Here is a 24450-nt window from a genome sequence, read left to right as displayed (position 1 = left end):
TGAAATATGAAGAAACAAAGATTAATTATAATTTTAGCATTAATATTTTGTATGTTTGGAAATACTACTGTAAATGCAAAAGAGAAGGAACAGGTAGAAGCACCAATTGTTATTGATGGGTTATTTGAGGATTGGAATGATAAGCCAACTATAAGTGATTCTATAGGAGACACTTCTGATACTAATCAGGATCTTAAAGAAATAAGATATTTTACAGACGACAATTATTTATATTTATATGTGGAAAGATATAAGGTTGGTTCAGGATGGGATATTTGGGTACCTATAAATATAAATAATGGTTATGAGCAAAGTGTATTTTTCCCTTGGGAGAATAATGGGAAAGAATCATGGGAGTGGAGTGAAAGAGCAGTAACTACATATAAGATTAATGCATCATATGAACCATGGGATAATAATAGTTTAAGGGTAAATGTGTTTCTTAATGAAGCAAATAATTCTACACCAATTTATGTAGGTGAAAATCAAGTATTTAAAAATTCAGATGGAACTAGATTTGAGGTTAGGTTACCATTAGATAAGATAGGGCTAGCAGAGAAGGATAGCAAATTCGAATTTGCTATAGCTTCTGCTACTGGTCAATGGTCTCCAACTAATATTGATTGGGCACCAAATAATGATTTTATAAATATAACTCAAGGACCAATATTTGGAGGTCTTACACCGATAATAGCTGTTTCTTGTTTCTTAGGAGTAGGTTTAATAGCTAAAAAGAAAAAACACATAGAGTGATAAAATAGCTATATCTGTTATGGATATAGCTATTTTTTATAAAATTAACTAGGAATTTATTAGTATAGAAGAAATTTGATTTTAGAATTGTTATAATATAGAAAAGAACTAATTAGGAGGAGTAAAGAATGATTAAGCATATTGTGATGTGGAGATTAAAGGACGAAAAGAAAATAGAAAATGCAAAGAGAATAAAAGAATCTTTAGAGGCTTTAAATGGTGTTATTGAAGAACTAAAATTTATTGAGGTTGGAATAAACATTAATCAAGGAGAACAGGCATATGATGTTGTGTTAAATTCTGATTTTGATAATATTGATGATTTAAATAACTATCAAAAACATCCAGAGCATATAAAAGTAGGGGGATTCATAAAAGAGGTTACAGAAAGTAGAGTGGTTGTAGATTATGAATTTTAATTAAAAATGAGTTAGGGGGAGAATAATGGGTAAATTTGAGATTCTATATGGTAATGTGAATACAGTTCTTAAGATAAATGCGGAAAAAGATGACAAGTTTATAGTAAGAGCTGGTGCAATGATATCAATGGCGGATGTCTTTGATATGAAGTTGAAATCTGGTGGAATGAAAAGAGCTCTAGGAAGAATGTTTGCAGGACAAAGTACATTTTTACAGGAGTATAGGGCAAAAGAACAGGGAGAGTTAGTAGTATCACCAAGCTTCTTAGGTGACATAGAGTTATTTGATATGGATGGAAGCAGAACATACAGATTAGGACAAAATGCTTTTTTAGCTAGTTATGGAGAGATAGAGTTAAAAACAAAAGGTGCAGGCGGAAAAGGGATATTATCTGGTGAAGGATTATTTCAGGTAGAGGTATCAGGTGAGGGAACAATAGCTTTATGTTCATATGGTGCAATTTATAAAAAGATATTAGAGCCTGGAGAAAGATATGTAGTAGATACAAACCACCTTGTATTATGGGAAAGTACTATTAAGTATTCGGTAGAAATGATTTCTAATGGTATAACATCTTTAGTAAGTGGAGAGGGATATGTTTGTAAATTCCAAGGGCCAGGGGAAATATGGATACAGACTAAAAATCCTTCATACCTTATGACACCAGGAACATAGGTTTAACAGATAACATAAATAGTAGAATTAAATAAGTATATAGTTGAAATTATACTTTTAGGTGATATAATATCACTTGTATGAGGTGATATTATGAGTAATATAGCAGGACAGGGCTGTGAAAGAATAATTCCAGATGAAGAAAAGAAGCCCTTAAGTGAAATAGAGAGAAGTATAGTTAAAAAATATAGAAAACAGATTTGGTCTAAGTTTGTAAAAGCTGTTAAACAATATGAATTAGTTCAAGAAGGAGATAAGATTGCTGTTGCCATCTCAGGTGGTAAAGATAGTTTACTTATGGCAAAATTATTTCAAGAATTACAAAAGCATGGGCAAGTTAAATTTGACCTTGAGTTTATAGCAATGGATCCAGGGTATCATCCACAAGTAAAGGAATTATTAAAGGAAAACCTGGATTATTTGAATATCCCAACTCATATATATGATTCAGGAATATTCAATGTAATAGATGAGAAGGCAAGTGACTATCCATGTTATTTATGTGCAAGAATGAGAAGAGGGTCTTTATATGCAAAGGCTCAAGAGCTTGGATGTAATAAGTTAGCCTTAGGACATCATTATAATGATGTTATAGAAACGACAATGTTAAACATATTATATGCAGGTAACTTTAAAACAATGCTACCAAAGCTTAAGGCTAAGAATTTTGAAAACTTGGAACTCATAAGACCATTATATCTTGTAGAAGAAGATTCTATTAGAAGATTTATAAATTACAGTGGAATTTGGCCTCTAAACTGTGCATGTATGATAGCTGCGAAGAAGATTGGAAATAAAAGATTTGAGATTAAAGAGTTAATAAAGGATCTTAAGACAAAGTTCGATGGAGTAGATAAGTCAATATTCAAAGCAGCAGAGAATGTTGGTATGGAAGGTATTTTAGGCTGGGAAAAGAATGGAGAAAAACATTCATTCTTAGATTATTATGATGAAGAATAGGAATATAATTTTCTAGTCAACATGTAAGTAAAGCTAACACTATGATTAAAGTGTTAGCTTTATTTATATTTTCAAATTTATTTAATAGCAAAGTTCATTATAGCATGTCCAACTCCACTTTTTGAGTTATCTAAAGTTACATATTTACATATTTTCTTTATATCATCACTAGCATTTCCCATAGCTACACTATGAGTTGCTTTTTGAAGCATAGATAAATCATTAAAATTATCTCCAATAGCCATTGTTTCATCAAGTGTTACCCCTAAATGATTAGCTAAATATTCTAAAGCACTACCTTTGGATGCATGTTCATGTAGCATTTCAAAGTTATTATAAGCTGATGAAACTACTGAAATACCAGGGATTTTAGATGCACCTTCTATTCCTTGTTCTATTCTTTCTGGATCAAAGGAAATAGCTGTTATATTGTAAAAGTTCATATCTAAATTAATAATATCTTCAGAGCAATCAACATCATTACTTCTATCTTTTCCTTCACTATCAATCAAATCAATTAATGAAGTAAGATGGAATGGATTTAAATCGGGTATTCTCTTTTTATTTCTCTCAAATTCAGATTTTAATTTTTCGGCAAAGTTTTTTAATTCAACCCTACATGTATCAGAAGAAAGAGAATAATAGTAATCATTTTTATTAAGATAATTTAATATTTCTATTATTTTATCCTTATGTAAAGGGAAAGAGCATAGTTTTTTATCATCTTTTACAGAGTATATTGTTGAACCATTATCACAAATCATATAATCAGGCTCAAATTTACAATTTTTCAAAAGTGATTTTGCACTAGTATATTGTCTACCTGTAGCAACAACAACCTTAATACCCTGCTCTTCTGCCTTTATAATGGCATTTAGATCATCAGTACTTATAGTGCTGTCTCTTTGAAGTAATGTACCGTCTAAGTCTGTTGCAATTAATCTCATAAAAACCCTCCTAGTATTTTAAGTTATCATAACCATTCTACTATTATAAATTTGAAATGTATATATAAAAGCACCTTTAACAGTAGGAAAGGAATAAATAATGATGAAAGGTGTGGAAATAAATATTTAATATATTTATAATATAAGTTATGGGCGTATTCTAAGAGAATCCATTGAGAATTGTTAGGATATATTTTAATTAAATAAAATATATGTTATATTGAAAACGATAAGTAACTTGGGAGATGATATTATGAAGTTAATAATAAATGGCGACGATTTTGGAATAACTGAAGGAGTATCTAAGGGTATAATAAAAGCTATAAAAGATGGAGTAATGACAGATACAACAGCTATGGCTAATATGCCTTATTTTGATGAAGCTATTGAGTTAGCTAAAGCAGAAGGAATTAATGTTGGAATACATCTTACAATTACATGTGGAAGACCTGTATTACCAACTGAAGAGGTTAAAAATATAGTAGATGAGAATGGAGAGTTTTTCAAAAAGCCTAATCCAAGGTTAATGAATCCAAAGGATGTAGAAAAAGAATTAAGAGCACAATTAGATAAGTTTATCAAGACTGGAATGAAATTAAGCCATATAGATGGGCATCATCATTTTTATGTTTTTCATCCAGAGGTATTCAAAATAGTTGTAAGACTTGCTAAAGAATATAATGTTCCTATTAGATGCCCTAGAACAGAGACTATAAATGCATTATGTACTGGATACAATTTTCCCTTAGTAAAAGAAGATGTAATATCCATGACTAGGGGAGAAGGTGTTTCTTGTCCAGACAATTTTGCTGTTGATTTCTATGAAGACGGTGTTTCAGAAGAATCATTAATAAATATTATAAAAGAATCCTTGGGAAAATATGATGTATTAGAAATTATGTCACATCCGGCATTTGTAGATGAAGATTTAAGGAAAATAAGTTCATATAATACATTAAGAGAAGAGGAACTAAAAATACTTACCTCAGATAAGGTGAAAAAATTTATAGTAGATAACAATATTGAATTAATTAGCTTTTCAGACTTATAAATAAGGAGAGAATTATGGATAAAAATTCTATAAGAGAAATGGACCCCAACATACTTTTAAGCATGATAAACATGAAGCTTAGGGATAACTATAGTTCATTAGAGGTATTATGTGATGATTTAGAAATATTAGAAGATGACATCGTAAGTAAATTAAGCCAAATTGGGTATGAGTATAATAAAGAATTAAATCAATTTAAGTAAATATAGGATAGTATAGGGCTAAGGCTATGGGTTATAATAGAAATATAAGAAATAATTTAATGTAGGAGGTTTTATTTATGAATATAAAAAAGACAGGTAAATTATTAGTTCTTTTAGGAGCTACTGCAGCATTAGTAGCATCATTAGTAAAGGATAAAAAGGAAAATAACGAAGTGGAAGGCAACAATAAGTAGATTGATTGGTAAGTATAATGAAGGAAGGGAATAAGGGGAAAATAGAGTTTGAAAATGTATCCAAAGGGGAAGTTGGATGGGAGAAGAATTTCAAGCTTTATGCAGATGAACTTAAGGAGTATTCAAGGGATAATTTGGTGATTTTCGATATAGAAAGTGGAATGTTCAAAGTATTTGGAAATATAGTTTCAACTTTGAGTGATAAGGGGAAGAATCACACAAAAGTTAGCTATGATAAATGTTTAGAACATATGTATAGAGAAGATATTGAAAAGATTCAAGAATATTGGAATAAGGGTATAGATAAAAAAGAAAAAATAATACTAGAGTTTAGGATGTTAAATATATTTGATGATATTATTTGGGTAGAGCTCAAATTAAAGCCATCAATAAATGCGGATGGAGACTTAGACTCATATAGGGGTTATATACACGATATAACAAGAGAAAAGAATTTAGAAGAAGAACTAAGGAATGTAATTGATTATGATATTGTTACTCGACTTCCTAATAAATATTATATTAAAGAAATAATAGATAATTATTTAATGGATTCTGAAAAAGAGAATTTAAGAGGAACATTACTACTAATAAATATAGATAACTTCAAGATTATTAATGAATATTTCGGTCATGAGGATGGAGATTTGTTACTTAAACACATTGCAGATTCATTAATAAATGTTATTGGTGATAATGATTTAATATGTAGATATGGTGGAGATGAATTTATAGTTTTTAAGCCAGAGATAGAATGTATAGAGGATTCAGAGCAATTAGTTATAAGTATTAAGGATATATTTGAAGAGCCTTTTACAATTAACGATAACGAATTGTACATAACAGTAAGCATAGGTGTAGCTTTATCGCCAGAAAATGGACAAAACTTCAGTACATTACTAAAAAGCTCGGATTCAGCTATGCACAGAGCTAAGAGTAATGGTAAGGACGTATGGGAATATTTTGATAAAAGCATAAGTACAGAGGTTAGTAGGACATATGTTATTCAAAAGGGATTGAGAACTGCTATACAATATGATGAGTTTTATGTTGTATTTCAGCCAAAAGTAGCATTGACGGATTCAAAGGTAAATGGATTTGAAGCACTAATAAGGTGGAATAGCAAAGAACTTGGATTAGTTAGTCCAGCAGAATTTATTCCTATAGCTGAAAATACAAGATTGATATTACCCATAGGTCGGTTTGTATTAGAGGAAGTATTTAAAAAAGTTAAGGCACTTTTAGAAGAAGGTTATGACAATTTTAAAATTGCAGTTAACTTCTCAGAAGTTCAATTAAGATATGGAACCATAGTGAAGGATTTTAGTGAACTTATTGAGAAATATGGAGTTTCCCCTAAGTACATAGAAGTGGAAATTACTGAAAGTATGTTAATGAAAACTTTTGATGATAATATACATAGATTACAGTTAATCAAGGATTTAGGTGTTAGTGTAGCCCTTGATGATTTTGGAACTGGTTATTCATCTTTAAATTATCTAACTAAATTGCCTATAGATGTTCTAAAGATAGATAGAAGTTTCGTTATAGATTTAGTGAATAATGATAAGAGTAGATGTATAGTAGAAAACATAATTCAATTATCTCATGAATTAGGTATAGATGTAGTTGCAGAAGGTGTTGAATACATAGAACAAGTTGATTACTTAAAAGAAATTTTATGTGATGTGGTTCAAGGTTACTACTTCAGTAAGCCAGAAGTTTTCGAGAAGATAAAAAATCTTTTGGGAAAAACTTTATAAAATTTATTGACAAAAAGGTAAAAAATACATATTATTAAATTAAAGATATAAATCCTGTGAAAAGGGATAGTAATCAGGTGCAAGGTTAAAGAGAGCTGAAGATGGTGAGATTTCAGTACTATAGCTAATGATGAATGGGCCTTTGAGGAGCGAGATGAAATCTATTTAGAGAGTAGTTTAGCCGTGGGTTGCACGTTACAGCAAATAGAGTATGTTAGTACTTGAAGAGAGGCACTTTTTATGCAATTTAGGTGGTACCGCGGATATTTACTCCGTCCTATTATTATAGGACGGAGTTTTTTTATTTATAAAATAATTGAGGGGCGATAGATATGTTATGAAATGAAGGATTAAATTCAGGATAGAAAAGTAATAAATATTAATTAGGGGGAATTAAAATGAAAACAAAGAAAATGATAATAAATGCTATATTAATCGCAATTGGAGTAATCTTGCATGTGGTAACTCCTGCAATAGGGTTACCGGCTCAGCCAGATTTTGCACTTGCTATGTTATTTGTAATAATGATATTAAATAAGGACTATAAGACTACATTATTCTCAGGAATAATTATTGGAATATTTACAGCTTTAACAACTAAGACAGTCGGTGGACAACTACCTAATATAATTGATAAGTTGGTGACTTGTAATGTTATGTATTTAGTTCTAATGCCTCTAAGAGAGAAAGTAAATAAGAATGTACAAGCAATTGTATTATTACTATTTGGAACAGGATTAAGTGGACTAACATTTCTTACATCATTAGCAGTAATTATTGGAATAAAGGGATCAATAATTGCTCCTATTTTAGCAGTTGTTATTCCAACAGCAATAATAAATGTTATTATTGGATTAATAATATTTAAAGTGGTAGAAAGAGCAATTAAACAAACTAACTTTGTTATGTAATAAAGCTAATAAGTGATAATAAAATGCCTATGAGAAAATCAAATCTCATAGGCATTTTATTATTTTAAATAATGAAAAATTTCTGCTGTATCATTAGAAATTACTTTGAAAACATAGCCTTGATCTTTATAAAATTTAATTATTTCAGGAAGAGCTTTAGCGGAATTTTTATTCATATACCCACAGTGCATTAATAGTACTATAGGATTTTTATCACTTTTAGATTTTTTTATATATGTACTGGGAGAAGCAGTATGATTTGCACCATCTGTACTATCTACATTCCAGTCATATATCTTCATATTATTTTTATGAAGTAATTCAACTAATTCTTTTTTTAAGTGATATCTAGTATTATTACATCCAAAGGGAAAACGTAATATATTAGGAGACTCACCTGTAACTTCTTTTATAACAGCCTGTGACTCAAGCATTTCATCTAGAAAAGCTTGATTTGATGAGTATAACTTATTTTTATTGTGACTCATACTGTGAAGGCCTAGGGAGTGTCCTTCATCAGCTATTCTTTTAACTAGTTTTTCTTGACCATTAATCTGATTTCCAATCAAAAAAAATGTAGCAGGAACCTGTTCGGACTTTAAAATATCTAAAACTTCAGTAGTTACTTTTCCACCAGGTCCATCATCAAAGGTTAAGTAAATAGACTTTTCTTCTTGACTAGCCAGCACAGATAAAATTGGAACGTTGATTAAAAATAAGAATGTAGTAATAGTAATAATAAACTTTCTAAATATTTTCGTCATTTGTATCACCTTCTAGCTATATTAAATATCATAGTTATTATGTTCTTTAAATAATCTTTTATCCATTATATAAAATTAGAAAAATTATTTGTTGAAACATGTCATTTGTATATGATATAATAACGAAGAATTAAAGGTAATACTAAGAATTCTTTAAGGTGGTCCAGAGAGGCTAGTAAGAAGATTATAGATATTTTTGTGTGTAATTATAACTTCTTACGACAAGTATGAAGTTTTTTTGTATTTAAATTTAAGAACCTTTTAATTACAGTCCAGAGAGGCTGAAAAAGGGAGAAAGTTATTTTCTCCTTAGAAAGTTTAAGGAGGCATTATTATGGAAGAAACAATTTTAAAAGATGTAGAAAAGGTTAAAAACAGAACTTTAAAAGAAAGATTATTTAGAGGGGTACTAGCACTACAACATTTAATTGCTATGTTTGGAGCAACTGTATTAGTTCCATTCTTAACTGGATTAGACCCATCGATAGCGTTATTTACAGCAGGGGTAGGAACATTGATATTCCATTTCTGCACAAAAGGAAAGGTTCCAGTATTCTTAGGATCATCCTTTGCATTCATTCCAGTTATTATAGCAGTATCGGAGAAATATGGAGATTTAAGATTTGCTCAGGGTGGAATGTTTGTTGCAGGATTAATATATGTACTATCATCTTTATTAGTTAAAAAAATAGGAGTAGAAAAGATTAGAGCTATATTACCAGCACAGGTTGTAGGACCAATGATAATGGTTATAGGATTAAATTTATTACCTACAGCATTTGATATGGCAAGTGGACATTGGATACTTGCAGCAATAACATTAGGAACAACACTAATAATTAAGTATTTTGGAAAAGGTTTTGCAAAACAAATAGCAATTTTATTTGGAGTAGCTGTTGGATATATAGTTGCATTAATTATAGGTTTTGTTGATACTGCTGCAATAAGCGAAGCAGCAATAGTATCTATACCAACATTTACATTACCTAGGTTTAATATTGGAGCTATATTAATAATAGCACCAGTAGTACTAGCGGTTTTTATGGAACATATAGGAGATATAACAACTAATGGACAAGTAGTTGGAAAAAATTTCATAGAGGATCCAGGTTTAAATAGAACACTATTAGGAGATGGATTAGCAACAATATTTGCATCACTAGTTGGAGGACCTGCTAATACAACTTATGGAGAAAATACAGGAGTACTTGCAGTAACAAAAAATTATGATCCATCAATATTAAGAATAACAGCAGTATTAGCTATAGTACTAAGCTTTGTTGCTAAGTTTGGAGCAGCTATAAGAACAGTTCCACAGCCAGTTATGGGTGGTATAAGCTTAATGTTATTTACTATGATAGCGATAATTGGACCTAAAACGATAAAAAGAGAAAAAGTTAAGTTTGATTGGAAGAATATAATTGTTATGGTTACAATTCTTATATTAGGAATTGGAGGATCATTTATAGAAAGTAGATTTGGTATATTTGTAGGAATACGTATAACAGAGAGTGTAGCAATTAGTGGACTAAGTTTTGCCGCAATTGTAGGAGTAGTCTTAAATATGATTCTTAATGGAATAAAAATTAAATAAAAAAATAATAAGAAAATATCTGTGAAATATCAGATATTTTTTTATTTTTATGATGTCGATATATGGAGTATATGGTAATATTATATAAGGGAGAAATATCTTCAATGATAATATAATGGGGTGGATATGTGATACTTTTAGGTAGGATATGCAAGACATTTATGATTTTATTAGGCTTATTAGCAGGGATATTATTAATAAATAAAAGTGAATACTCAACTATAGCATCAGTATGTCTTGTGATTAATGGAATAGTTTGTGGCTTTATGATGCGTAATGGAATTAAAGCGCTTAATGATAGAAATTATATAAGATATAAGTTAGCATTAGAAGCTTTAAATGGAGCAGTATGGGAGTGGGATAGCCAGGAAAGATTATTTATTATATCAAGTAGATTAAGAGAAATACTCAAAACTAACATTGTTATTGATAGTTTTGAAAAATTCTATACCTTTATAAGTGAAGAGGATAGAGGGTATATAAGAGGCTTTTTTAATGATATGATAGAAGAAAGTATAGAGGAAGAGTTTACCTTAGAGTTCACTGTATTTGATAATTCAGGAAAGGCAATATTAATGGAGTGTTCTGGCAAAGGTGAGATGAAAAATAGTACTTATTATCTAACAGGTATATTATTAGATACCACAGAAAAAAGGAAGCAAGATCAGTTACTGAGATTAAGTGAAAAAAATTATAGAAGGGCATTAGAAGGAAGCCAAGATATAATGTTTTACTTTAATATTGAAACTAGTGAAATAACCTTAAGTGGTAGAATTGCCTACTTATTAGAATTAGACCATAAGCTAGAATATAAATTAAATAGCGAAGATTGGATTAAGTATATAATACCAAGTGATAGAGAGCTATATAGAGATGCATATAGGAAATTCATTAAGAATAATAGTGAGTATATTTCACTTCAATATAGAATAAAGACTACTTCTGGAAAGATAGTTTGGTTAATGGAAAGAGGTAAAAGAATAGTTGAGGAAGATGGAATATATATATATGGATCTATGAGCAATATTACAGACAATAAAGAAAAAGAAATGAAAATTTATTATATGGGACATTTTGATGATGTTACGGGAACACCTAATAGACGATATTTTACTGATAAAGCAAAAAGAATGCTATTAAAAGCTAAAGAAGGGGACAATGATTTTGCTATTTTATTTATGGATTTAGATAATTTTAAATATGTAAATGATACATATGGGCATGATGCTGGAGATGAGCTATTAAAGATTTTTTGCATGAAATTAAATAGCATTCTTACAAAAAAGTGTACTCTTGCAAGATTTGGTGGAGATGAATTTATAATTGCTATTGAAGATGTTATACATAAGGGAGAAGTTATAAAAGTATTAGAGGATATAATAGAAACATTTAATATACCTTTAGAGGTAAAGGGAAAAGAAATATATTGTACTGTAAGCATCGGAGTTAGTATGTACCGAAGCGATGGTAATACGATATTTAGCCTATTAAAGAAGGCTGATATTGCAATGTATGAAGCTAAGGCAAGTGGTAAGAATCAATATTATATTTATAATCCTAATATAGCTGAAAAGTTTAGTAGGGATTTAATATTGAAGGCAGCTTTAAGAAAAGTTCCAGATAATAAAGAGATATATTTTGAATACCAGCCAAAGTATTGGTCTAGAAGCAATAGAATACAAGGATTTGAATGTTTGGCTAGATGGAATAGTAAAGAGCTTGGACAAATTTCTCCAGGGGAGTTTATACCTTTAGCTGAAAGTACAGGACTTATAGTGCCTATTGGTAATTATCTTATCGAAGATGCATTTAAAAAGTGCATTGAGATAATGAATATCACTGATGTTGAGTTTAAGATGGCCATTAATTTATCACAGGTTCAAATAAGAGATAAGCAGTTAGTTCCTTTTATAAAAGAGAAAATAAAAGAATATAAAATAAACCCTTCATATATAGAATTTGAAGTAACAGAGAGTGTTATTATGAAGTCACCAGAAAGCAGTATAAGAACACTTAAAAGTCTCAAGGAATTAGGGGTATCAATAGCCCTAGATGATTTTGGAACAGGATATTCATCCTTGAATTATCTAAAGATACTGCCAATAGATACAGTAAAAATAGATAAGAGTTTTGTAGATGATATAGGAATTGATAATAAGAATGAATTTATAATACAAAAAATAATAGAATTGGCACACTTGTTAGAGTTGGATGTTGTAGCAGAAGGTGTGGAGGACTTAGACCAATATAATTATTTAATAAATTATAACTGTGATATTATTCAAGGATACTATTTTAGTAAACCAAAGAGTTTTGAAAGCGTATTAAATTTAGTAGAAAAAGAAAAAGCACTTCTTTTAAAATAATAGGATGGCCTAAATATAGCACATATCTCCTTAGTTTCTCATATTTTATAGTAGAAGAAAACTAAGGAGGTTTTTTTTGTGGAGAATGAAAAGGGCAAAAAGATTTATTGTACAAACATGAAAGATAGTGACCCTGTCATAGAGAAATTCATGAAAGAATATTTAAAAGAAAAACAAGAGATCGGAGAAGGAGTAAGAGAAGATGATTTAATAGTTAATTTTGACATAAGTTATCCAGATGGTCTTAATGAAAACCATACCTGTGGATCTGAGAGTAAGGTTTTTGGAGGTGTAGACTCAGGCTGTATAGAAAGTAAGATAGACGCTGAAGAAATGAAATGCTATTACAGTGATACAGACATAGACATTAAGATTCCATCTGTAGATAGGGAGAAAGACAGCATAGTAGAAGAAGAGTATAAATATGAAGAAGAGGAAAAGTTAGAAGAGAGAAAATGTGACTATGATGATCATAGGGAAGTTGAGCAGGAAGAGTTCTATGAAGAAGATATTTCTTCAAGCTACTGTGAGGAAATTGAAAAAAAACATGTAGAGGAATATGATGATACCTGTGAGTGTTCATCAGTTCAGAGTTTTTTTGAGGAAGAAGAGGACAATAAGTGGTTAAATTGTGAAGATGAGTGGAATGAAGTAAATAGGGTAGATTGTTATGAGAATAAGGAAAAAGAATATGAATGTAGAAAGAAAATTCAGGGGGAAATAGTAGTATACTCAACTCTTACAGTTAAAGAAGGGACAAGAATTAAGGGAGTAAAAATCAATCTATATAAACTTAATGGGGTTTGTCCAGAATTAGTAGATTCGAAGGAGACAAATTGTGATGGAAAGGTTATTTTCACTTGTGTTCCTGAAGGAAGCTATAGAGTAATTCAGTTAATTGATAAGAGATACTTCGATAAGCCTTCATATATTAATTGGAATGAGGTTACAATTGATGAATGTAATAATAGAAGTATAATATTTGCAGTTAATAAAATAAAAAATCAAAGGTGTTGTAGGAAAGGACACTAATATGACACTTGATAAAACAGGTTTATAGCTTTAGCTAGAAACCTGTTTTATTTTTAGTAATTAATAGAAAGTAGAATTATATGTTTATTCTTGTTATAATAAAATTAAAATTAGTGATAAGAATAGGAGATACTATGGATAAGTTTTTATTAAAAGTAGAGAAAGTAAATGAAAAAGCAATTATACCTAATTATGCCCATGAAGGTGATGCGGGATTAGATGTATATTCAGTAGAAAAGTTAATCTTAAATCCAGGAGAAAGAGGATTAGTACATACAGGAATTAAAATAGAGCTACCAAAGAATACGGAAGCTCAAATTAGACCAAGAAGTGGTTTAGCACTTAAGCATGGAATATCATTAGTTAACTCACCAGGAACTATAGATGAGGGCTATAGAGGAGAAATTGGTGTTATAGTGATAAACCATAGCAATGAAGCCTTTGTTGTAGAAGAAGGTATGAAAATAGCTCAAATGGTTATAAAACCAGTATGGAGAGTAGAAGTCGAAGAAGTAAACTCTTTAACTGACTCAGAAAGAGGCGAAAAAGGATACGGATCTTCAGGGATTTAGTTATAGGATTTATATCAATGAGGAACTAACTATGGATGTTATGTAAACTAGAACAAGGACTCTTATATGTCCTTGTTCTTATTTTATGAATCTTTTAATAGGTAGTATAAACTATGGTAATATAACAGAAAAAATATCTTTGATTAATTGAATGGAGCCTATCCTTTTGATAAAAGATAGAAATACTTGCCGAAATCAAACTAAATCAGGCGGAATCAATTCATCCAAGATATTTTTAGTTACATTACCTCTAGAGTTTAGTACGTCCTTTAAAGAAGTTCTTCACTGAGTTCTTCCCACTGGGCATATAATGATTCAATAGTACTTTCTGTTTCTTTAATTTCTTTATTAACTCTACCGCTTTCCTGTGGGTTAGAGTATATTTCTTCTTTACATAGTGATTCTTGAAGCTCTAGTAGAGTTTCCTCTGCTTTACTTATTTCATCTTCTATTTTTTTTAGTCTAAGTTTCTTAGCCTTAGCTTCTTTTTCAGATTCACGTTTCTTTTTCTTTTCATCTTTGATTTGGGTTTTTGTCTTACCACCAGACATTTCTTCTAGGGTTTCAAACCTTTGAGGGTTTTGCTTTTTCTCAACAAAATAGCTGTAGTTACCTAGGTATTCTGAAACACCTTCTTCATGTAATTCAAGAATTCTATTAATAACTTTATTTAAGAAGTATCTGTCATGGGATATAACTATTAAAGTACCGTCATAGCTTAAAATAGCTTCTTCTAATGCTTCCCTTGAAGGAATATCTAAATGATTAGTAGGTTCATCTAGTAATAATAAGTTGGATTTTGATAACATTAATTTAAGTAGATTAACCCTACATTTTTCTCCACCACTAAGTTTATCTATTGTTTTGAATACATCATCACCAGTAAATAAAAATGCAGCTAGAGCTCCTCTTAGTTTAGATGTAGTAAGCTCAGGGAAGTCATCCCATACTTCATCTATAATAGTTTTTTCTGTAGATAAATTTGACTGTTCTTGATCATAATATCCTACATTTACGTTAGTTCCTAAAACTTTAATTCCACTATCAGCCTTAAGTTTATCCATTATTATATTAAATAGAGTTGTTTTACCCCTACCATTTTCGCCAATAAGAGCTATCTTTTCTCCTCTTTTTAAGTCTAAAGATAAGTTAGAGAATAGATGCTTATCACCAAAGCTTTTACTTAGTTTTTCTATATGTAAAACATCATATCCGCTCTTTACAGAAGTCTCAAATTCTATTTTAGAAGCTTCTTTTTCAGAATCTGGAGCATCAATTTTTTCAATTCTATCTAATGCTTTTTCTCTACTTTCAGCAGCTCTAATACTTTTCTCTCTATTAAAGGATCTAAACTTTTCTATTATAGCTTCCTGCCTTTTTATTTCTGCTTGTTGAAGAGTAAAAGCCTTTAGCTGAGTTTCATAATCTTTCTTCCTTAGCTCCAGATATTTAGTATAAGGAGCATTATATGTATTAACATGACCATTAATAACTTGGAATGTTCTATTAGTTACTGAATCTAAGAAGAATCTATCGTGGGATATAACTAATACAGTTCCTTTGTAAGACTTTAAATACTCTTCTAGCCATTCAATAGCTTCTAAATCTAAGTGGTTTGTGGGTTCATCTAATAATAGAATATCAGGTGAAAGTAAAAGTAGTTTACAAAGAGCAACTCTAGTTTTTTGTCCACCACTTAGTGTAACTATTTCTTTATGGAAATCATCTTCTAAGAAGCCAAGTCCTTTTAGGACTCTACCTATTTCCCCTTTATAAGTATATCCACCCCTATGTGAGTAAAGCTCTTGAGCAGTGGTGTAGTCTTTAATAAGTTTATTATGGTAGTCAGCATTACTGTCATCATAAGGTTCATTCATTTTTACTTCAAGTATAGCAAGTTTATCCTCTAGATTAGTTAAATCTGAGAATACAGAAATCATTTCGCTATATATTGTACTTTCAGAATCTAAATTCAAATGCTGAGAAAGATAACCTAGAGTTTTATTTTTATCTATAAAAATTTCACCATCATCATATGAAAGTTCTTTTGAAAGAATTTTAAATAATGTGGATTTTCCCTCGCCATTTGAACCTATTATTCCTATCTTATCCCCTTCGTTAATAGATAAGGTAACATCTTTAAGAATTTCATCTATTCCATAGCTTTTGCTAATGTTTTTACAACTTAATACAATCATTTACTTTTCCTCCGCCATATTATTAGGTAAACTATATATAATGGGTTTTATAAACCTGTAATCCTAATATCCTAATTAATTATACTATTTAACAGTTATCATAGCAATTTTAAAGAAATAGTAAAGAGTGATTTAATTATTAATGAGAGTAAAGTATAATATAGATATAAATGACTTTTAGTCATGGAGGAGGAAGAAATGGCTAATGAAGATAAGGTAGAAAGTAAAGTTGGTGCCAAGAAAAAGAAAAAAGAATACGAATTATATTCAGCAGCATATGAGTTATTTACTACAAAGGGAACTCAAAATACAGCCATAGATGATATAGTAAAAAGAGCTGGGGTAGCTAAGGGGACATTTTATTTATACTTTAAAGATAAGTACGATATAATAAATAAGTTAATCCTTCAAAAAAGTGCACTTGTAGTAAGGGAAGGGTTAGTAAAAACTGAGGAACAGGGAATCAAGGAATTTGAAGCAAAGACAATATTCTTTATTGATTACGTAATTAATTATTTTAAAGAAAATAGGTTAATGCTAAAACTTATAAATAAAAATTTTTCGTGGGGATTATATAGAAGGGCCCTTATGAAACCTGAAGAATATAAAGAGGTTGAAGATGTTGCTAGAATTTTCATTGAAAATTTAGTTGATAGGAATATGAATTTAAAGGAAGCAGAGTATACCTTATTTATGATTTTTGAATTAGTAGGTAGCGTATGCTATAGTGCTATTATATTAGAAGAACCAGCAGATATAGAGGTTGTAAAGCCTATTTTATTTAAAAAGGTGTTAGCTATGATACAGTAGTCTTACATAAGAAGTATTTAAAAAAGGAATCAGATGGCAGGTCCTGTCATCTGATTCCTTTAATTTTCTATTAACTTTCAAAACCATCTTTAAGAAACAAGGAGCCTAGTCTAGGGGTATTATTTAAAAGTCCTATTATATAAAGGGTATGAAAAGAGCCTGGCCTCAAGTTTATTTGTTTTATAAAGAAGCGCAAAGCAGAAGCACCAGTAGCTGTAAGTAAAAAGTCATATATTCCTGGAGATAAATTATAGTAACCTGTAGTTTCTAGATATTCAACACCATTAAATAAAGTATCGCCATTTGGCAAGGAAAGTGTAAGTAATGGAGCATTAGTTGAGAGATTTATAAATCTTAAAAAGCTTTGTTGAGGGTTACCAGTGCTAGTACCATCTTTTAAAGTAAATAAACTAATATCACTTTCAAGTAATGCAATACTTATGGTAACAATATCATTTGGCATTATTTCAATATCCTCTGAGTAAATAGGATTATCATAAGTACCAGCTGTATAAATCTGAATTTTATTTTTACCAGGGGAAAAATCTTTATAGTCTGTTGCTTTTCCGAAGGCTAGATTCATTGCGATAGGATTACCGTTGCTATATATATCCACATTCGGTGCACCAGCGGCAGCATGAAGCATTCTAACAGTTCCTTTTAGTCTAGGTAAAGAATCATTCATTAAAAACAAAATATTTCACCTACTCCCTTTTACAGTGATTTACTGAAATTTTAATTACTCGTCTAATAATTAGCTTGCCCATAGGACGTGGAATATTATATGCCTCAAGTAGAGATAGAACTCCAGGGCTATCTTGTTCAATTTCTTTATATATTTTATTAATATGACCATTACAACAATTTCTAACTAAATCTACATCCTCATCTAAATCTAAATCAAAATCACGTAATAAATCGATTGGATTAGGACTTCTATTAATATCATTTTGATTTGTAGAAGTATTATTCATATTATTAGATTTATTAGGTTTAGAGTTATTTATGTTTTGTGTTTCATTAGAATTTTCATTAGTGTTGTTATAAGAATATAAAGTGTTGGAATTAGACTCATCTGGAAATAAATCTTCAGAGTTATTGTTTGATATATTATTTTGATTTTTATTAGTATTGTTAGGATTATTGTTTGGCATAATAGTTGAGTAAGTATTTAGCTGATTAGTTGAATTATTTTGGGAATTATCCTTAGTATTTAAGCTTGGAAAGAAAGAATTACTCATATTAGGTAGTGTTATTTGAGATCCCATGGAAAGCCCTGTATTATTTTGCATGGGATTACCCAGAGGGGAATTATTAAAGAATAATATAGGTATCCAACCTGCTGATGGAGAATTCAGGGGGGATTGAGGAGTGAATGGAGCAAATTTTATATCCCCATCAGAATTTTGCCTAAAAGCTGGCATATATTTTTGATCTGGTCTCATCTTATACCTCCAAAAGAATACTTTATTATAAATATATGAGTTATAAAAGTACTTGTTACCTTAAATCCTATGTATATTAATATGATGATAGAACAGTAGAACAATAATGGGTGATAGGGAATAGTATATAGTGGAGGAGATGCAGATGGATGAAATAAAGGTAGATTTTCATAAGATATTGATGGGAATAGATTCAGAGGTAGATACCTTAGATGGAATTAAAGTACGCGGGGTAAATTTTGATAATGCAGCAACAACTCCACCATTAAAGAGTGTGGTAGATTCGATTATTAATTTAAGCAGTTACTATGGATCAATAGGGCGAGGAGCTGGACATAAGGCAGAAATAACTACAAGAATATATAATGAATCAAGGGATCATCTTATGAATTTCTTTAATATAAAGGAGAAAAGTAAGTATACTGTAATATATGTGAATAATGCCACAGATGGAATTAACAAATTGGCTAGAACTTTAATTAATAATAAGGATGAAGTAGTGATTTCTACTAGGATGGAGCATCACTCTAACGACCTACCATGGAGAAAGCAATGCACAGTAGACCATATTGAAGTTGATGAGGTAGGAAGATTAAAAATAGATGAATTAGAGGAAAAACTCATAAATTATAGAGGTAGAGTTAAATATGTTACTGTAACGGGTGCATCAAATGTAACTGGATATATTAATGATATACACAAGATAGCTAGAATTGTACACAAGTATAATGCTAAGATTATCGTTGACGGTGCACAGCTGGTTCCTCATGTAAAAGTTAATATGTGGGGATATTCTCCTGAAGAACGTATAGATTTTCTAGTGTTCTCAGCTCATAAGTTGTACGCACCATTTGGAGCTGGAGCGATTATTGGTTTAAAAGAAGATTTTGATAATTCTTTACCTCCTAATGAAGGAGGAGGGACTGTAAATTTTGTGATGGATAAGGATGTAGAGTATTTATTAGCTCCAGAAAGAGATGAGGCAGGAACTCCTAATTTTTTTGGTGCTGTATCAATATCAAAAGCTTTGGACGAATTAAATAAAATTGGTTTTGACAAACTTCACAAGAAGGAAATATATCTTAGAGAGAGACTGATGAATGGACTTAAGTCTATTCCTAGTATTATAAATTATGGAGACATTAATTATAGGTGGGATAGATTAGGAATAGGTGTATTCAATTTATCATTTATGTATCATCAGACAGTAGCAGAGATTTTAGCAAAAAGTTATGGGATTTCTGTAAGGCAAGGATGGTTTTGTGCACATCCGTACTGTAGACGACTTATGCGTATAAGTGAAAAAGATGCAAGTGCATTTATTCATGATAAAACAAAAAGAATGCCAGGAATGATAAGGGTAAGTTTCGGTATGTATAACAATGAGGATGAAGTTGATTATTTTCTCGATGCTATTGAAAGCATTGCACTAAAGAATAAATATACTGGATTTAAGCTATAGCAATATTCTTTGGGGGAAGATAAATGTGGAGAAAGTGTAAAAGGTGTGACTATGATTTAAGTAGGTCCTATTTATTAAAGCAAGATGATTTTAATAAAATAAATTGCCCCAATTGTGGTAGAAAATTAGTGGTTACTGATATAAGTAGGGTAGTGACTAGTAGTTTTTTTATTATGTTTTGTGTTATTTTTATCATACTCCCTCTTAAGTTAATTTCAATAATTTTACTTGAGGGAATATGGACCTTGTTTTCATATTTATTTTTACCAGCTTTCTTATATGACTATAAAGAAAAAAATTAAGATAGTTTAGGAACATTCCTAAGCTATCTTAATTAATGGTTTTGGTCTAATATATGTGTGGTTTATTTAGTAAATACCTTATACTTTGGAAGGTTATTCTCAATGTATAAAGTAGGAACTCCATCTAAAAGTGGATTAAAGTATTCATAAGCTTCTTCAGTTATATTATTGCCTTTTTCGTTAATCCATTCTGTTGGGAAGTATTTAACGTTATTTGCAATTTTACTAGCTTCAACTAAGAAGAATGAATAAGTATAAGGTGCATTATTTTCTCTCTTAATTGCAACCATACAGCCATTATTACCTTCAGCAGCATATTTTAATGCTTCATATCCAGCATTAAATGCTTCATCTATATCAATTTGAGATGCACAGTGCATAGCACATCTTTGTAGAACACCTAATTCTAAAGATTTTACTCTCTTAGTAATTCCAGCATCTAATATAAGTTGTTTTAAGTAAGCTCCAATACCGCCTAATTGAGCATGTCCAAACGTATCCTGGGATAAAGAATTGGATTCTGTAAGGAATTTTCCGTCTTTAGTTCTTAAGCCTTCTGATGCTACTATATAAACATGATTTTGTTTTTCAAATCTAGTTCTTACATCTATTAAGAACTCTTGAATATCAAAAGCTCTCTCAGGAAGGTATATAAAGTCTGCAACTTGTTCTCCATTATATCTTGCAGTACAAGCTGATGCTGCTAACCAGCCAGTATCTCTACCCATTGTTTCTAAAATAAATATACCATTATTTATGTATACAGATGAATCTAAATATGTTTCTAATACGGAAGTTGAAATGAACTTTGCAGCGCTTCCAAAACCTGGAGTGTGATCAGTGTACATTAAATCATTATCGATTGTTTTTGGAATTCCTATGAAGTTTATATCAAGGCCACGTTCTTCTGCATATTTTCCAAGCTTTGCAGTTGTGTCCATTGAATCATTTCCACCAACATAGAAGAATGTTGTTATATCTAAATCTTTTAAAAGTTTTAAAAGTTTATCATATTCTTCACTTGAAACATCTAAGCTTTTCATCTTATATCTACAAGATCCAAGCCCTGATGAAGGAGTATATCTAAAAGTATCAATTTCTTCAGAAGTTAAAGCTGATAAATCAATTATATTTTCATTTAAGATACCTTCTATTCCGTTTAGTCCACCATAAACTTTATCATATTTCTTGAATTCTTCATTAGCTCTAATTAATCCCACTACACTAGAATTAATTACAGAAGTAGGACCCCCGGATTGTGCGATTATACAATTTGGCATAATAACTCTCCTTTTATCTCGTCATTTTATACTGTATAGTTTAAATGTGATATACTATTTGCTAAACTATCTACTCTATTGAATACTATACAATAAAATATGTGTTAAATAAAGAGTTTTTTCAAAAAAGTGCATATAAACCTCTAATATGAACTATTTATAGAATATATAAATATATAAAGATGGGGTTGTTTAGATATGAATGTTTTTTCGGTGATTTTAATTGGAGTAGCGCTAGCTATGGATGCTTTTGGAGTTAGTTTAGGGATTGGAGTGAACTCAGTTATTAATAGAAAGAAAAAAATTGGATACATTATATCATTTGCATTCTTTCAGTTTTTACTAACATTTCTAGGTGGGAGAATGGGATATCTTTTTGATACATATATAGCTTCAATTCCACATATTCTTGGTGGGGCAGTAATAGCTTTCATTGGGATATTTATGATTATAGAGGGATATAAGGAAAAAGGTGACTCTATATTAACAAAGGGAAGTATGGTGATAGTTCTAGGCATATCTGTAAGTATTGATGCACTAGTAGTTGGATTCACAGCACTACATCATATTGGTACTATTTATATTCTGTTAGTAGATTCAATATTGATTGGATTTATATCAGCATTAATATGCACAATAGCATTTTTTCTATGTAGGTATATAAGAAAGATAAACTTTGTAGTTAAATATGCAGATTTTTTTGGGGGAGTTGCTTTGATATTTTTTGCCATAAAGCTCATATTTTTTTAAAGGGCAAATTATATTCTTATATGATATAATAAAGACATAATTATACACTGTGAATTGTAGGTGAATTTATGAACTTTAATAATTTTTTAAAAAATAAAGGATTAAAGGTTACTAAGGCAAGAATAGAGATATTACACGTTTTGTCTCAAGCTGATAAAAGTATGACAGTAGAAGCAATACTAGAGGAATGTAAGGAAAACGGAGTAGAAATTAATTTAAGTACTGTGTATAGAGGAGTAGAAGTTTTTGAGGAAAAGGGTATAATAGATAAATTTGCTTTAAATGATGGAATATTTTCATATAGAATAAAGGGTGAGGAGCATAAGCATTTATTACAATGTAGTATATGCCATAAAGAGATAGAACTTCCCTGTCCTATGAAGCAAATAGAAGAAATTGTACAAACTGAAACTGGGTTTACATTGTTAGAGCACAATCTTATTATGAAGGGTGTTTGTGAAGAATGTAAGAAGCCAAAATAGTATTTATATTATAAAAAAAGCAGCTTATGCTGCTTTTTTTATTTTTTAAATCTATTAAATATAAGAGTTAGTATTAAAACAATAACAGAAGTTAAAGCTATTGTTCCTCCTGGGGCACTATTCATATAATAAGAAAGAACTAATCCTAACATTATATCTATAAAACCAAATATTACTGAAAACAATAATGTTTTGTTAAAATTCTTTTGAAGTTGCATAGCAGTAGCAACTGGAACTACGATGATTGATGAAATAACTAGTATACCCATTATTCTTATAGATAATGATATTGTAGCACCTACTAATATAGTAAATAGGTAGTTAATTAGTTTAACATTTATACCAGTTGTTTTAGCCCCTTCTTCATCAAAAGTTACATATATTAGTTTATTGTATATTAGTGCTAGTACACCTAAGCATATTACACCAGCAATTGCAATAATAATAAGATCACCTTTAGAGACTGTTAGTATACTACCGAATAAAAAAGAATTTACTTTGGCAGCTGCCTTACCAGAACTTATTAAAATAATTGCAATACCTAAGCTTAGAGTTAATACTATTGACATAACAAGTTCAGCATATTTTTTATAATAGCCTCTTAGAAATTCTATGATAACAGCGCATAGTGTAGTAAATATGAAGGCTGTAAAAAGAGGATTGATACCAATAACCAAACCAATTGCAACTCCTGCAAAGGATGAATGGGATAGAGTATCCCCTATCATAGAATTACGTCTTAGAACAATAAATAGCCCAATAATTGGGCATAAGATAGAAACAACTATACCTGCCATAAAGGCATTTCTCATAAAATCTAATTCAAACATATTAAGCTCCTTCTAATGGAATATCCTCTCTAAAATCTTTATTTGATTGAAGAGTAATTTTTCCTTCACAAATTTTAAGTATATGACTAGAATATTTTAAAGCTGTATCCATATTATGTTCTATAGAAATTATTGTTGTCCCATATTCCTTATTAATCTTATCTAAAAGAGAATAAATCTCTAATTGGTTTTTATTATCTACTCCACTTGATGGTTCATCTAAAACTATTAAATCAGGTTTTCCCATAAGTGCTCTTGCAATAAATACTCTTTGTTGCTGTCCACCAGAAAGATTACCGATAAGCTTATTCTTAAAGGAGGTCATATTAACCTTTTTTAATACATCTTCAACAGATGATTTAACATCAAGATGTAAGGCTTTGGCATGAGTCTTTAGTATCTCATAAACAGAGATAGGAAATTCAGAATTAAAGCTATCAACCCTTTGAGGAACATAAGCAACGTTATCTGTATGTAATTCAATAGAGCCAGATACAGGAGTTAGTAGTCCTAAAATTAGCTTTACTAAAGTTGTTTTACAGCTACCATTTTCTCCAACTATAGAAAGATATACCCCTTTTGGTATTTCAAGATCGATATCTTTAAGTAGTATAGATGAAGCCATGTCGTAACCGAAAGACATATTATTTATTTTTATCAAATTATCAGCTCCCAAATTAATCTAA

Annotated in this window: 24 protein-coding genes and 1 other annotated feature; of the genes, 16 read left to right on the top strand and 8 right to left on the bottom strand. The window is 30.1% G+C overall.

The window, feature by feature from the left end; all coding sequences use genetic code 11:
* The first annotated feature begins 6 nt into the window (after window positions 1–6).
* From ACSYT2_RS11820 to ACSYT2_RS11805, 4 genes are all read left to right on the top strand, one after another.
* On the top strand, window positions 7–753 hold the full coding sequence (locus tag ACSYT2_RS11820; protein ID WP_430855411.1) for a hypothetical protein: 747 nt from the start codon (window positions 7–9) through the stop codon (window positions 751–753).
* A 128-nt stretch (window positions 754–881) separates the two neighbouring features.
* Window positions 882–1172 (top strand): Dabb family protein, encoded by a 291-nt coding sequence (locus tag ACSYT2_RS11815; RefSeq protein WP_438384826.1) that lies wholly within the window; start codon window positions 882–884, stop codon window positions 1170–1172.
* A 25-nt stretch (window positions 1173–1197) separates the two neighbouring features.
* The gene (locus tag ACSYT2_RS11810) at window positions 1198–1848 is read left to right on the top strand and encodes a TIGR00266 family protein (RefSeq protein ID WP_438384825.1); all 651 of its coding nucleotides are present in this window, start codon (window positions 1198–1200) and stop codon (window positions 1846–1848) included.
* 93 nt (window positions 1849–1941) lie between these two features.
* Window positions 1942–2808, top strand: a complete 867-nt coding sequence (locus ACSYT2_RS11805; protein ID WP_438384824.1) for a tRNA 2-thiocytidine biosynthesis TtcA family protein — start codon at window positions 1942–1944, stop codon at window positions 2806–2808.
* Window positions 2809–2885: 77 nt separating this feature from the next.
* Here ACSYT2_RS11805 and ACSYT2_RS11800 read toward each other — a convergent pair whose 3' ends face one another.
* Entirely contained in the window at window positions 2886–3755 is an 870-nt protein-coding gene (locus tag ACSYT2_RS11800; protein WP_430855407.1) for a Cof-type HAD-IIB family hydrolase, read from the bottom strand.
* Window positions 3756–4008: 253 nt separating this feature from the next.
* Here ACSYT2_RS11800 and chbG point away from each other — a divergent pair, with 253 nt between their 5' ends.
* The 4 genes from chbG to ACSYT2_RS11780 all read left to right on the top strand — a co-directional run bounded on the left by chbG (window position 4009) and on the right by ACSYT2_RS11780 (window position 7877).
* Entirely contained in the window at window positions 4009–4806 is a 798-nt protein-coding gene (chbG, locus tag ACSYT2_RS11795) for a chitin disaccharide deacetylase (protein WP_430855406.1), read from the top strand.
* 14 nt (window positions 4807–4820) lie between these two features.
* Complete coding sequence (locus ACSYT2_RS11790) at window positions 4821–5009, top strand: DUF4250 domain-containing protein (protein ID WP_430855405.1); 189 nt, start codon at window positions 4821–4823, stop codon at window positions 5007–5009.
* 211 nt (window positions 5010–5220) lie between these two features.
* Entirely contained in the window at window positions 5221–6966 is a 1746-nt protein-coding gene (locus tag ACSYT2_RS11785) for a putative bifunctional diguanylate cyclase/phosphodiesterase (protein WP_438384823.1), read from the top strand.
* Between the two features lie 47 nt (window positions 6967–7013).
* Window positions 7014–7249, top strand: a binding site (T-box leader).
* 115 nt (window positions 7250–7364) lie between these two features.
* Entirely contained in the window at window positions 7365–7877 is a 513-nt protein-coding gene (locus tag ACSYT2_RS11780; RefSeq protein WP_430855403.1) for a tryptophan transporter, read from the top strand.
* 59 nt (window positions 7878–7936) lie between these two features.
* Here ACSYT2_RS11780 and ACSYT2_RS11775 read toward each other — a convergent pair whose 3' ends face one another.
* Entirely contained in the window at window positions 7937–8641 is a 705-nt protein-coding gene (locus tag ACSYT2_RS11775) for a polysaccharide deacetylase family protein (protein ID WP_430855402.1), read from the bottom strand.
* A 334-nt stretch (window positions 8642–8975) separates the two neighbouring features.
* Here ACSYT2_RS11775 and ACSYT2_RS11770 point away from each other — a divergent pair, with 334 nt between their 5' ends.
* The 4 genes from ACSYT2_RS11770 to dut all read left to right on the top strand — a co-directional run bounded on the left by ACSYT2_RS11770 (window position 8976) and on the right by dut (window position 14205).
* Window positions 8976–10235: a uracil-xanthine permease family protein gene (locus ACSYT2_RS11770; RefSeq protein ID WP_438384822.1), complete on the top strand. Its 1260-nt coding sequence runs from the start codon at window positions 8976–8978 to the stop codon at window positions 10233–10235.
* Between the two features lie 128 nt (window positions 10236–10363).
* Window positions 10364–12601 (top strand): putative bifunctional diguanylate cyclase/phosphodiesterase, encoded by a 2238-nt coding sequence (locus ACSYT2_RS11765; RefSeq protein WP_430855400.1) that lies wholly within the window; start codon window positions 10364–10366, stop codon window positions 12599–12601.
* Between the two features lie 78 nt (window positions 12602–12679).
* On the top strand, window positions 12680–13633 hold the full coding sequence (locus ACSYT2_RS11760; RefSeq protein ID WP_430855399.1) for a hypothetical protein: 954 nt from the start codon (window positions 12680–12682) through the stop codon (window positions 13631–13633).
* Window positions 13634–13767: 134 nt separating this feature from the next.
* Window positions 13768–14205: a dUTP diphosphatase gene (dut, locus tag ACSYT2_RS11755; RefSeq protein WP_438384821.1), complete on the top strand. Its 438-nt coding sequence runs from the start codon at window positions 13768–13770 to the stop codon at window positions 14203–14205.
* Window positions 14206–14474: 269 nt separating this feature from the next.
* Here dut and ACSYT2_RS11750 read toward each other — a convergent pair whose 3' ends face one another.
* Window positions 14475–16403 carry an ABC-F family ATP-binding cassette domain-containing protein gene (locus ACSYT2_RS11750; protein WP_430855397.1) on the bottom strand — a complete coding sequence of 643 codons (1929 nt, stop codon included), beginning with the start codon at window positions 16401–16403 and terminating at the stop codon, window positions 14475–14477.
* Window positions 16404–16601: 198 nt separating this feature from the next.
* Here ACSYT2_RS11750 and ACSYT2_RS11745 point away from each other — a divergent pair, with 198 nt between their 5' ends.
* Complete coding sequence (locus tag ACSYT2_RS11745; RefSeq protein WP_430855396.1) at window positions 16602–17213, top strand: TetR/AcrR family transcriptional regulator; 612 nt, start codon at window positions 16602–16604, stop codon at window positions 17211–17213.
* 70 nt (window positions 17214–17283) lie between these two features.
* Here ACSYT2_RS11745 and ACSYT2_RS11740 read toward each other — a convergent pair whose 3' ends face one another.
* Both ACSYT2_RS11740 and ACSYT2_RS11735 read right to left on the bottom strand, forming a co-directional pair.
* Window positions 17284–17898, bottom strand: a complete 615-nt coding sequence (locus ACSYT2_RS11740) for a DUF4397 domain-containing protein (RefSeq protein ID WP_430855766.1) — start codon at window positions 17896–17898, stop codon at window positions 17284–17286.
* 19 nt (window positions 17899–17917) lie between these two features.
* A complete protein-coding gene (locus ACSYT2_RS11735) occupies window positions 17918–18658 on the bottom strand; it encodes a hypothetical protein (protein WP_430855395.1) in 741 nt (246 codons plus the stop codon).
* A 145-nt stretch (window positions 18659–18803) separates the two neighbouring features.
* Here ACSYT2_RS11735 and ACSYT2_RS11730 point away from each other — a divergent pair, with 145 nt between their 5' ends.
* The gene (locus ACSYT2_RS11730; RefSeq protein WP_430855393.1) at window positions 18804–20120 is read left to right on the top strand and encodes an aminotransferase class V-fold PLP-dependent enzyme; all 1317 of its coding nucleotides are present in this window, start codon (window positions 18804–18806) and stop codon (window positions 20118–20120) included.
* Window positions 20121–20484: 364 nt separating this feature from the next.
* Here ACSYT2_RS11730 and ACSYT2_RS11725 read toward each other — a convergent pair whose 3' ends face one another.
* Entirely contained in the window at window positions 20485–21702 is a 1218-nt protein-coding gene (locus ACSYT2_RS11725; protein WP_430855392.1) for a 6-phosphofructokinase, read from the bottom strand.
* 198 nt (window positions 21703–21900) lie between these two features.
* Here ACSYT2_RS11725 and ACSYT2_RS11720 point away from each other — a divergent pair, with 198 nt between their 5' ends.
* Together ACSYT2_RS11720 and ACSYT2_RS11715 are read left to right on the top strand one after the other, a co-directional pair.
* Window positions 21901–22452, top strand: coding sequence for a manganese efflux pump MntP (locus ACSYT2_RS11720; protein ID WP_430855391.1), 552 nt, complete (start codon window positions 21901–21903; stop codon window positions 22450–22452).
* A 68-nt stretch (window positions 22453–22520) separates the two neighbouring features.
* Window positions 22521–22934, top strand: a complete 414-nt coding sequence (locus tag ACSYT2_RS11715) for a Fur family transcriptional regulator (protein ID WP_430855390.1) — start codon at window positions 22521–22523, stop codon at window positions 22932–22934.
* 38 nt (window positions 22935–22972) lie between these two features.
* On the opposite strand, the gene ACSYT2_RS11710 is transcribed toward ACSYT2_RS11715, so the two are convergent.
* Together ACSYT2_RS11710 and ACSYT2_RS11705 are read right to left on the bottom strand one after the other, a co-directional pair.
* On the bottom strand, window positions 22973–23764 hold the full coding sequence (locus ACSYT2_RS11710) for a metal ABC transporter permease (RefSeq protein WP_430855389.1): 792 nt from the start codon (window positions 23762–23764) through the stop codon (window positions 22973–22975).
* A 1-nt stretch (window position 23765) separates the two neighbouring features.
* On the bottom strand, window positions 23766–24425 hold the full coding sequence (locus tag ACSYT2_RS11705; protein ID WP_430855388.1) for a metal ABC transporter ATP-binding protein: 660 nt from the start codon (window positions 24423–24425) through the stop codon (window positions 23766–23768).
* Window positions 24426–24450 lie beyond the last annotated feature (25 nt).

Origin of the sequence: Clostridium zhoujianii, assembly GCF_051590805.1 — a bacterium.
Taxonomy (GTDB): domain Bacteria; phylum Bacillota; class Clostridia; order Clostridiales; family Clostridiaceae; genus Clostridium.
Note: the sequence above shows the minus strand (reverse complement) of the source record. Positions and strands in the feature narration are given on the sequence as shown.

Excerpts from the sequence above, each read along its gene's own strand:
- ACSYT2_RS11800 (WP_430855407.1), bottom strand. The coding sequence starts at position 3,755 with ATGAGATTAATTGCAACAGACTTAGACGGTACATTACTTCAAAGAGAC.
- ACSYT2_RS11710 (WP_430855389.1), bottom strand. The coding sequence starts at position 23,764 with ATGTTTGAATTAGATTTTATGAGAAATGCCTTTATGGCAGGTATAGTT.
- ACSYT2_RS11815 (WP_438384826.1), top strand. The coding sequence starts at position 882 with ATGATTAAGCATATTGTGATGTGGAGATTAAAGGACGAAAAGAAAATA.
- dut (WP_438384821.1), top strand. The coding sequence starts at position 13,768 with ATGGATAAGTTTTTATTAAAAGTAGAGAAAGTAAATGAAAAAGCAATT.
- ACSYT2_RS11780 (WP_430855403.1), top strand. The coding sequence starts at position 7,365 with ATGAAAACAAAGAAAATGATAATAAATGCTATATTAATCGCAATTGGA.
- ACSYT2_RS11730 (WP_430855393.1), top strand. The coding sequence starts at position 18,804 with ATGGATGAAATAAAGGTAGATTTTCATAAGATATTGATGGGAATAGAT.
- ACSYT2_RS11785 (WP_438384823.1), top strand. The coding sequence starts at position 5,221 with ATGAAGGAAGGGAATAAGGGGAAAATAGAGTTTGAAAATGTATCCAAA.
- ACSYT2_RS11750 (WP_430855397.1), bottom strand. The coding sequence starts at position 16,403 with ATGATTGTATTAAGTTGTAAAAACATTAGCAAAAGCTATGGAATAGAT.
- ACSYT2_RS11775 (WP_430855402.1), bottom strand. The coding sequence starts at position 8,641 with ATGACGAAAATATTTAGAAAGTTTATTATTACTATTACTACATTCTTA.
- ACSYT2_RS11805 (WP_438384824.1), top strand. The coding sequence starts at position 1,942 with ATGAGTAATATAGCAGGACAGGGCTGTGAAAGAATAATTCCAGATGAA.
- ACSYT2_RS11725 (WP_430855392.1), bottom strand. The coding sequence starts at position 21,702 with ATGCCAAATTGTATAATCGCACAATCCGGGGGTCCTACTTCTGTAATT.
- ACSYT2_RS11720 (WP_430855391.1), top strand. The coding sequence starts at position 21,901 with ATGAATGTTTTTTCGGTGATTTTAATTGGAGTAGCGCTAGCTATGGAT.
- chbG (WP_430855406.1), top strand. The coding sequence starts at position 4,009 with ATGAAGTTAATAATAAATGGCGACGATTTTGGAATAACTGAAGGAGTA.
- ACSYT2_RS11820 (WP_430855411.1), top strand. The coding sequence starts at position 7 with ATGAAGAAACAAAGATTAATTATAATTTTAGCATTAATATTTTGTATG.
- ACSYT2_RS11740 (WP_430855766.1), bottom strand. The coding sequence starts at position 17,898 with ATGAATGATTCTTTACCTAGACTAAAAGGAACTGTTAGAATGCTTCAT.
- ACSYT2_RS11735 (WP_430855395.1), bottom strand. The coding sequence starts at position 18,658 with ATGAGACCAGATCAAAAATATATGCCAGCTTTTAGGCAAAATTCTGAT.
- ACSYT2_RS11810 (WP_438384825.1), top strand. The coding sequence starts at position 1,198 with ATGGGTAAATTTGAGATTCTATATGGTAATGTGAATACAGTTCTTAAG.
- ACSYT2_RS11770 (WP_438384822.1), top strand. The coding sequence starts at position 8,976 with ATGGAAGAAACAATTTTAAAAGATGTAGAAAAGGTTAAAAACAGAACT.
- ACSYT2_RS11745 (WP_430855396.1), top strand. The coding sequence starts at position 16,602 with ATGGCTAATGAAGATAAGGTAGAAAGTAAAGTTGGTGCCAAGAAAAAG.
- ACSYT2_RS11715 (WP_430855390.1), top strand. The coding sequence starts at position 22,521 with ATGAACTTTAATAATTTTTTAAAAAATAAAGGATTAAAGGTTACTAAG.
- ACSYT2_RS11790 (WP_430855405.1), top strand. The coding sequence starts at position 4,821 with ATGGATAAAAATTCTATAAGAGAAATGGACCCCAACATACTTTTAAGC.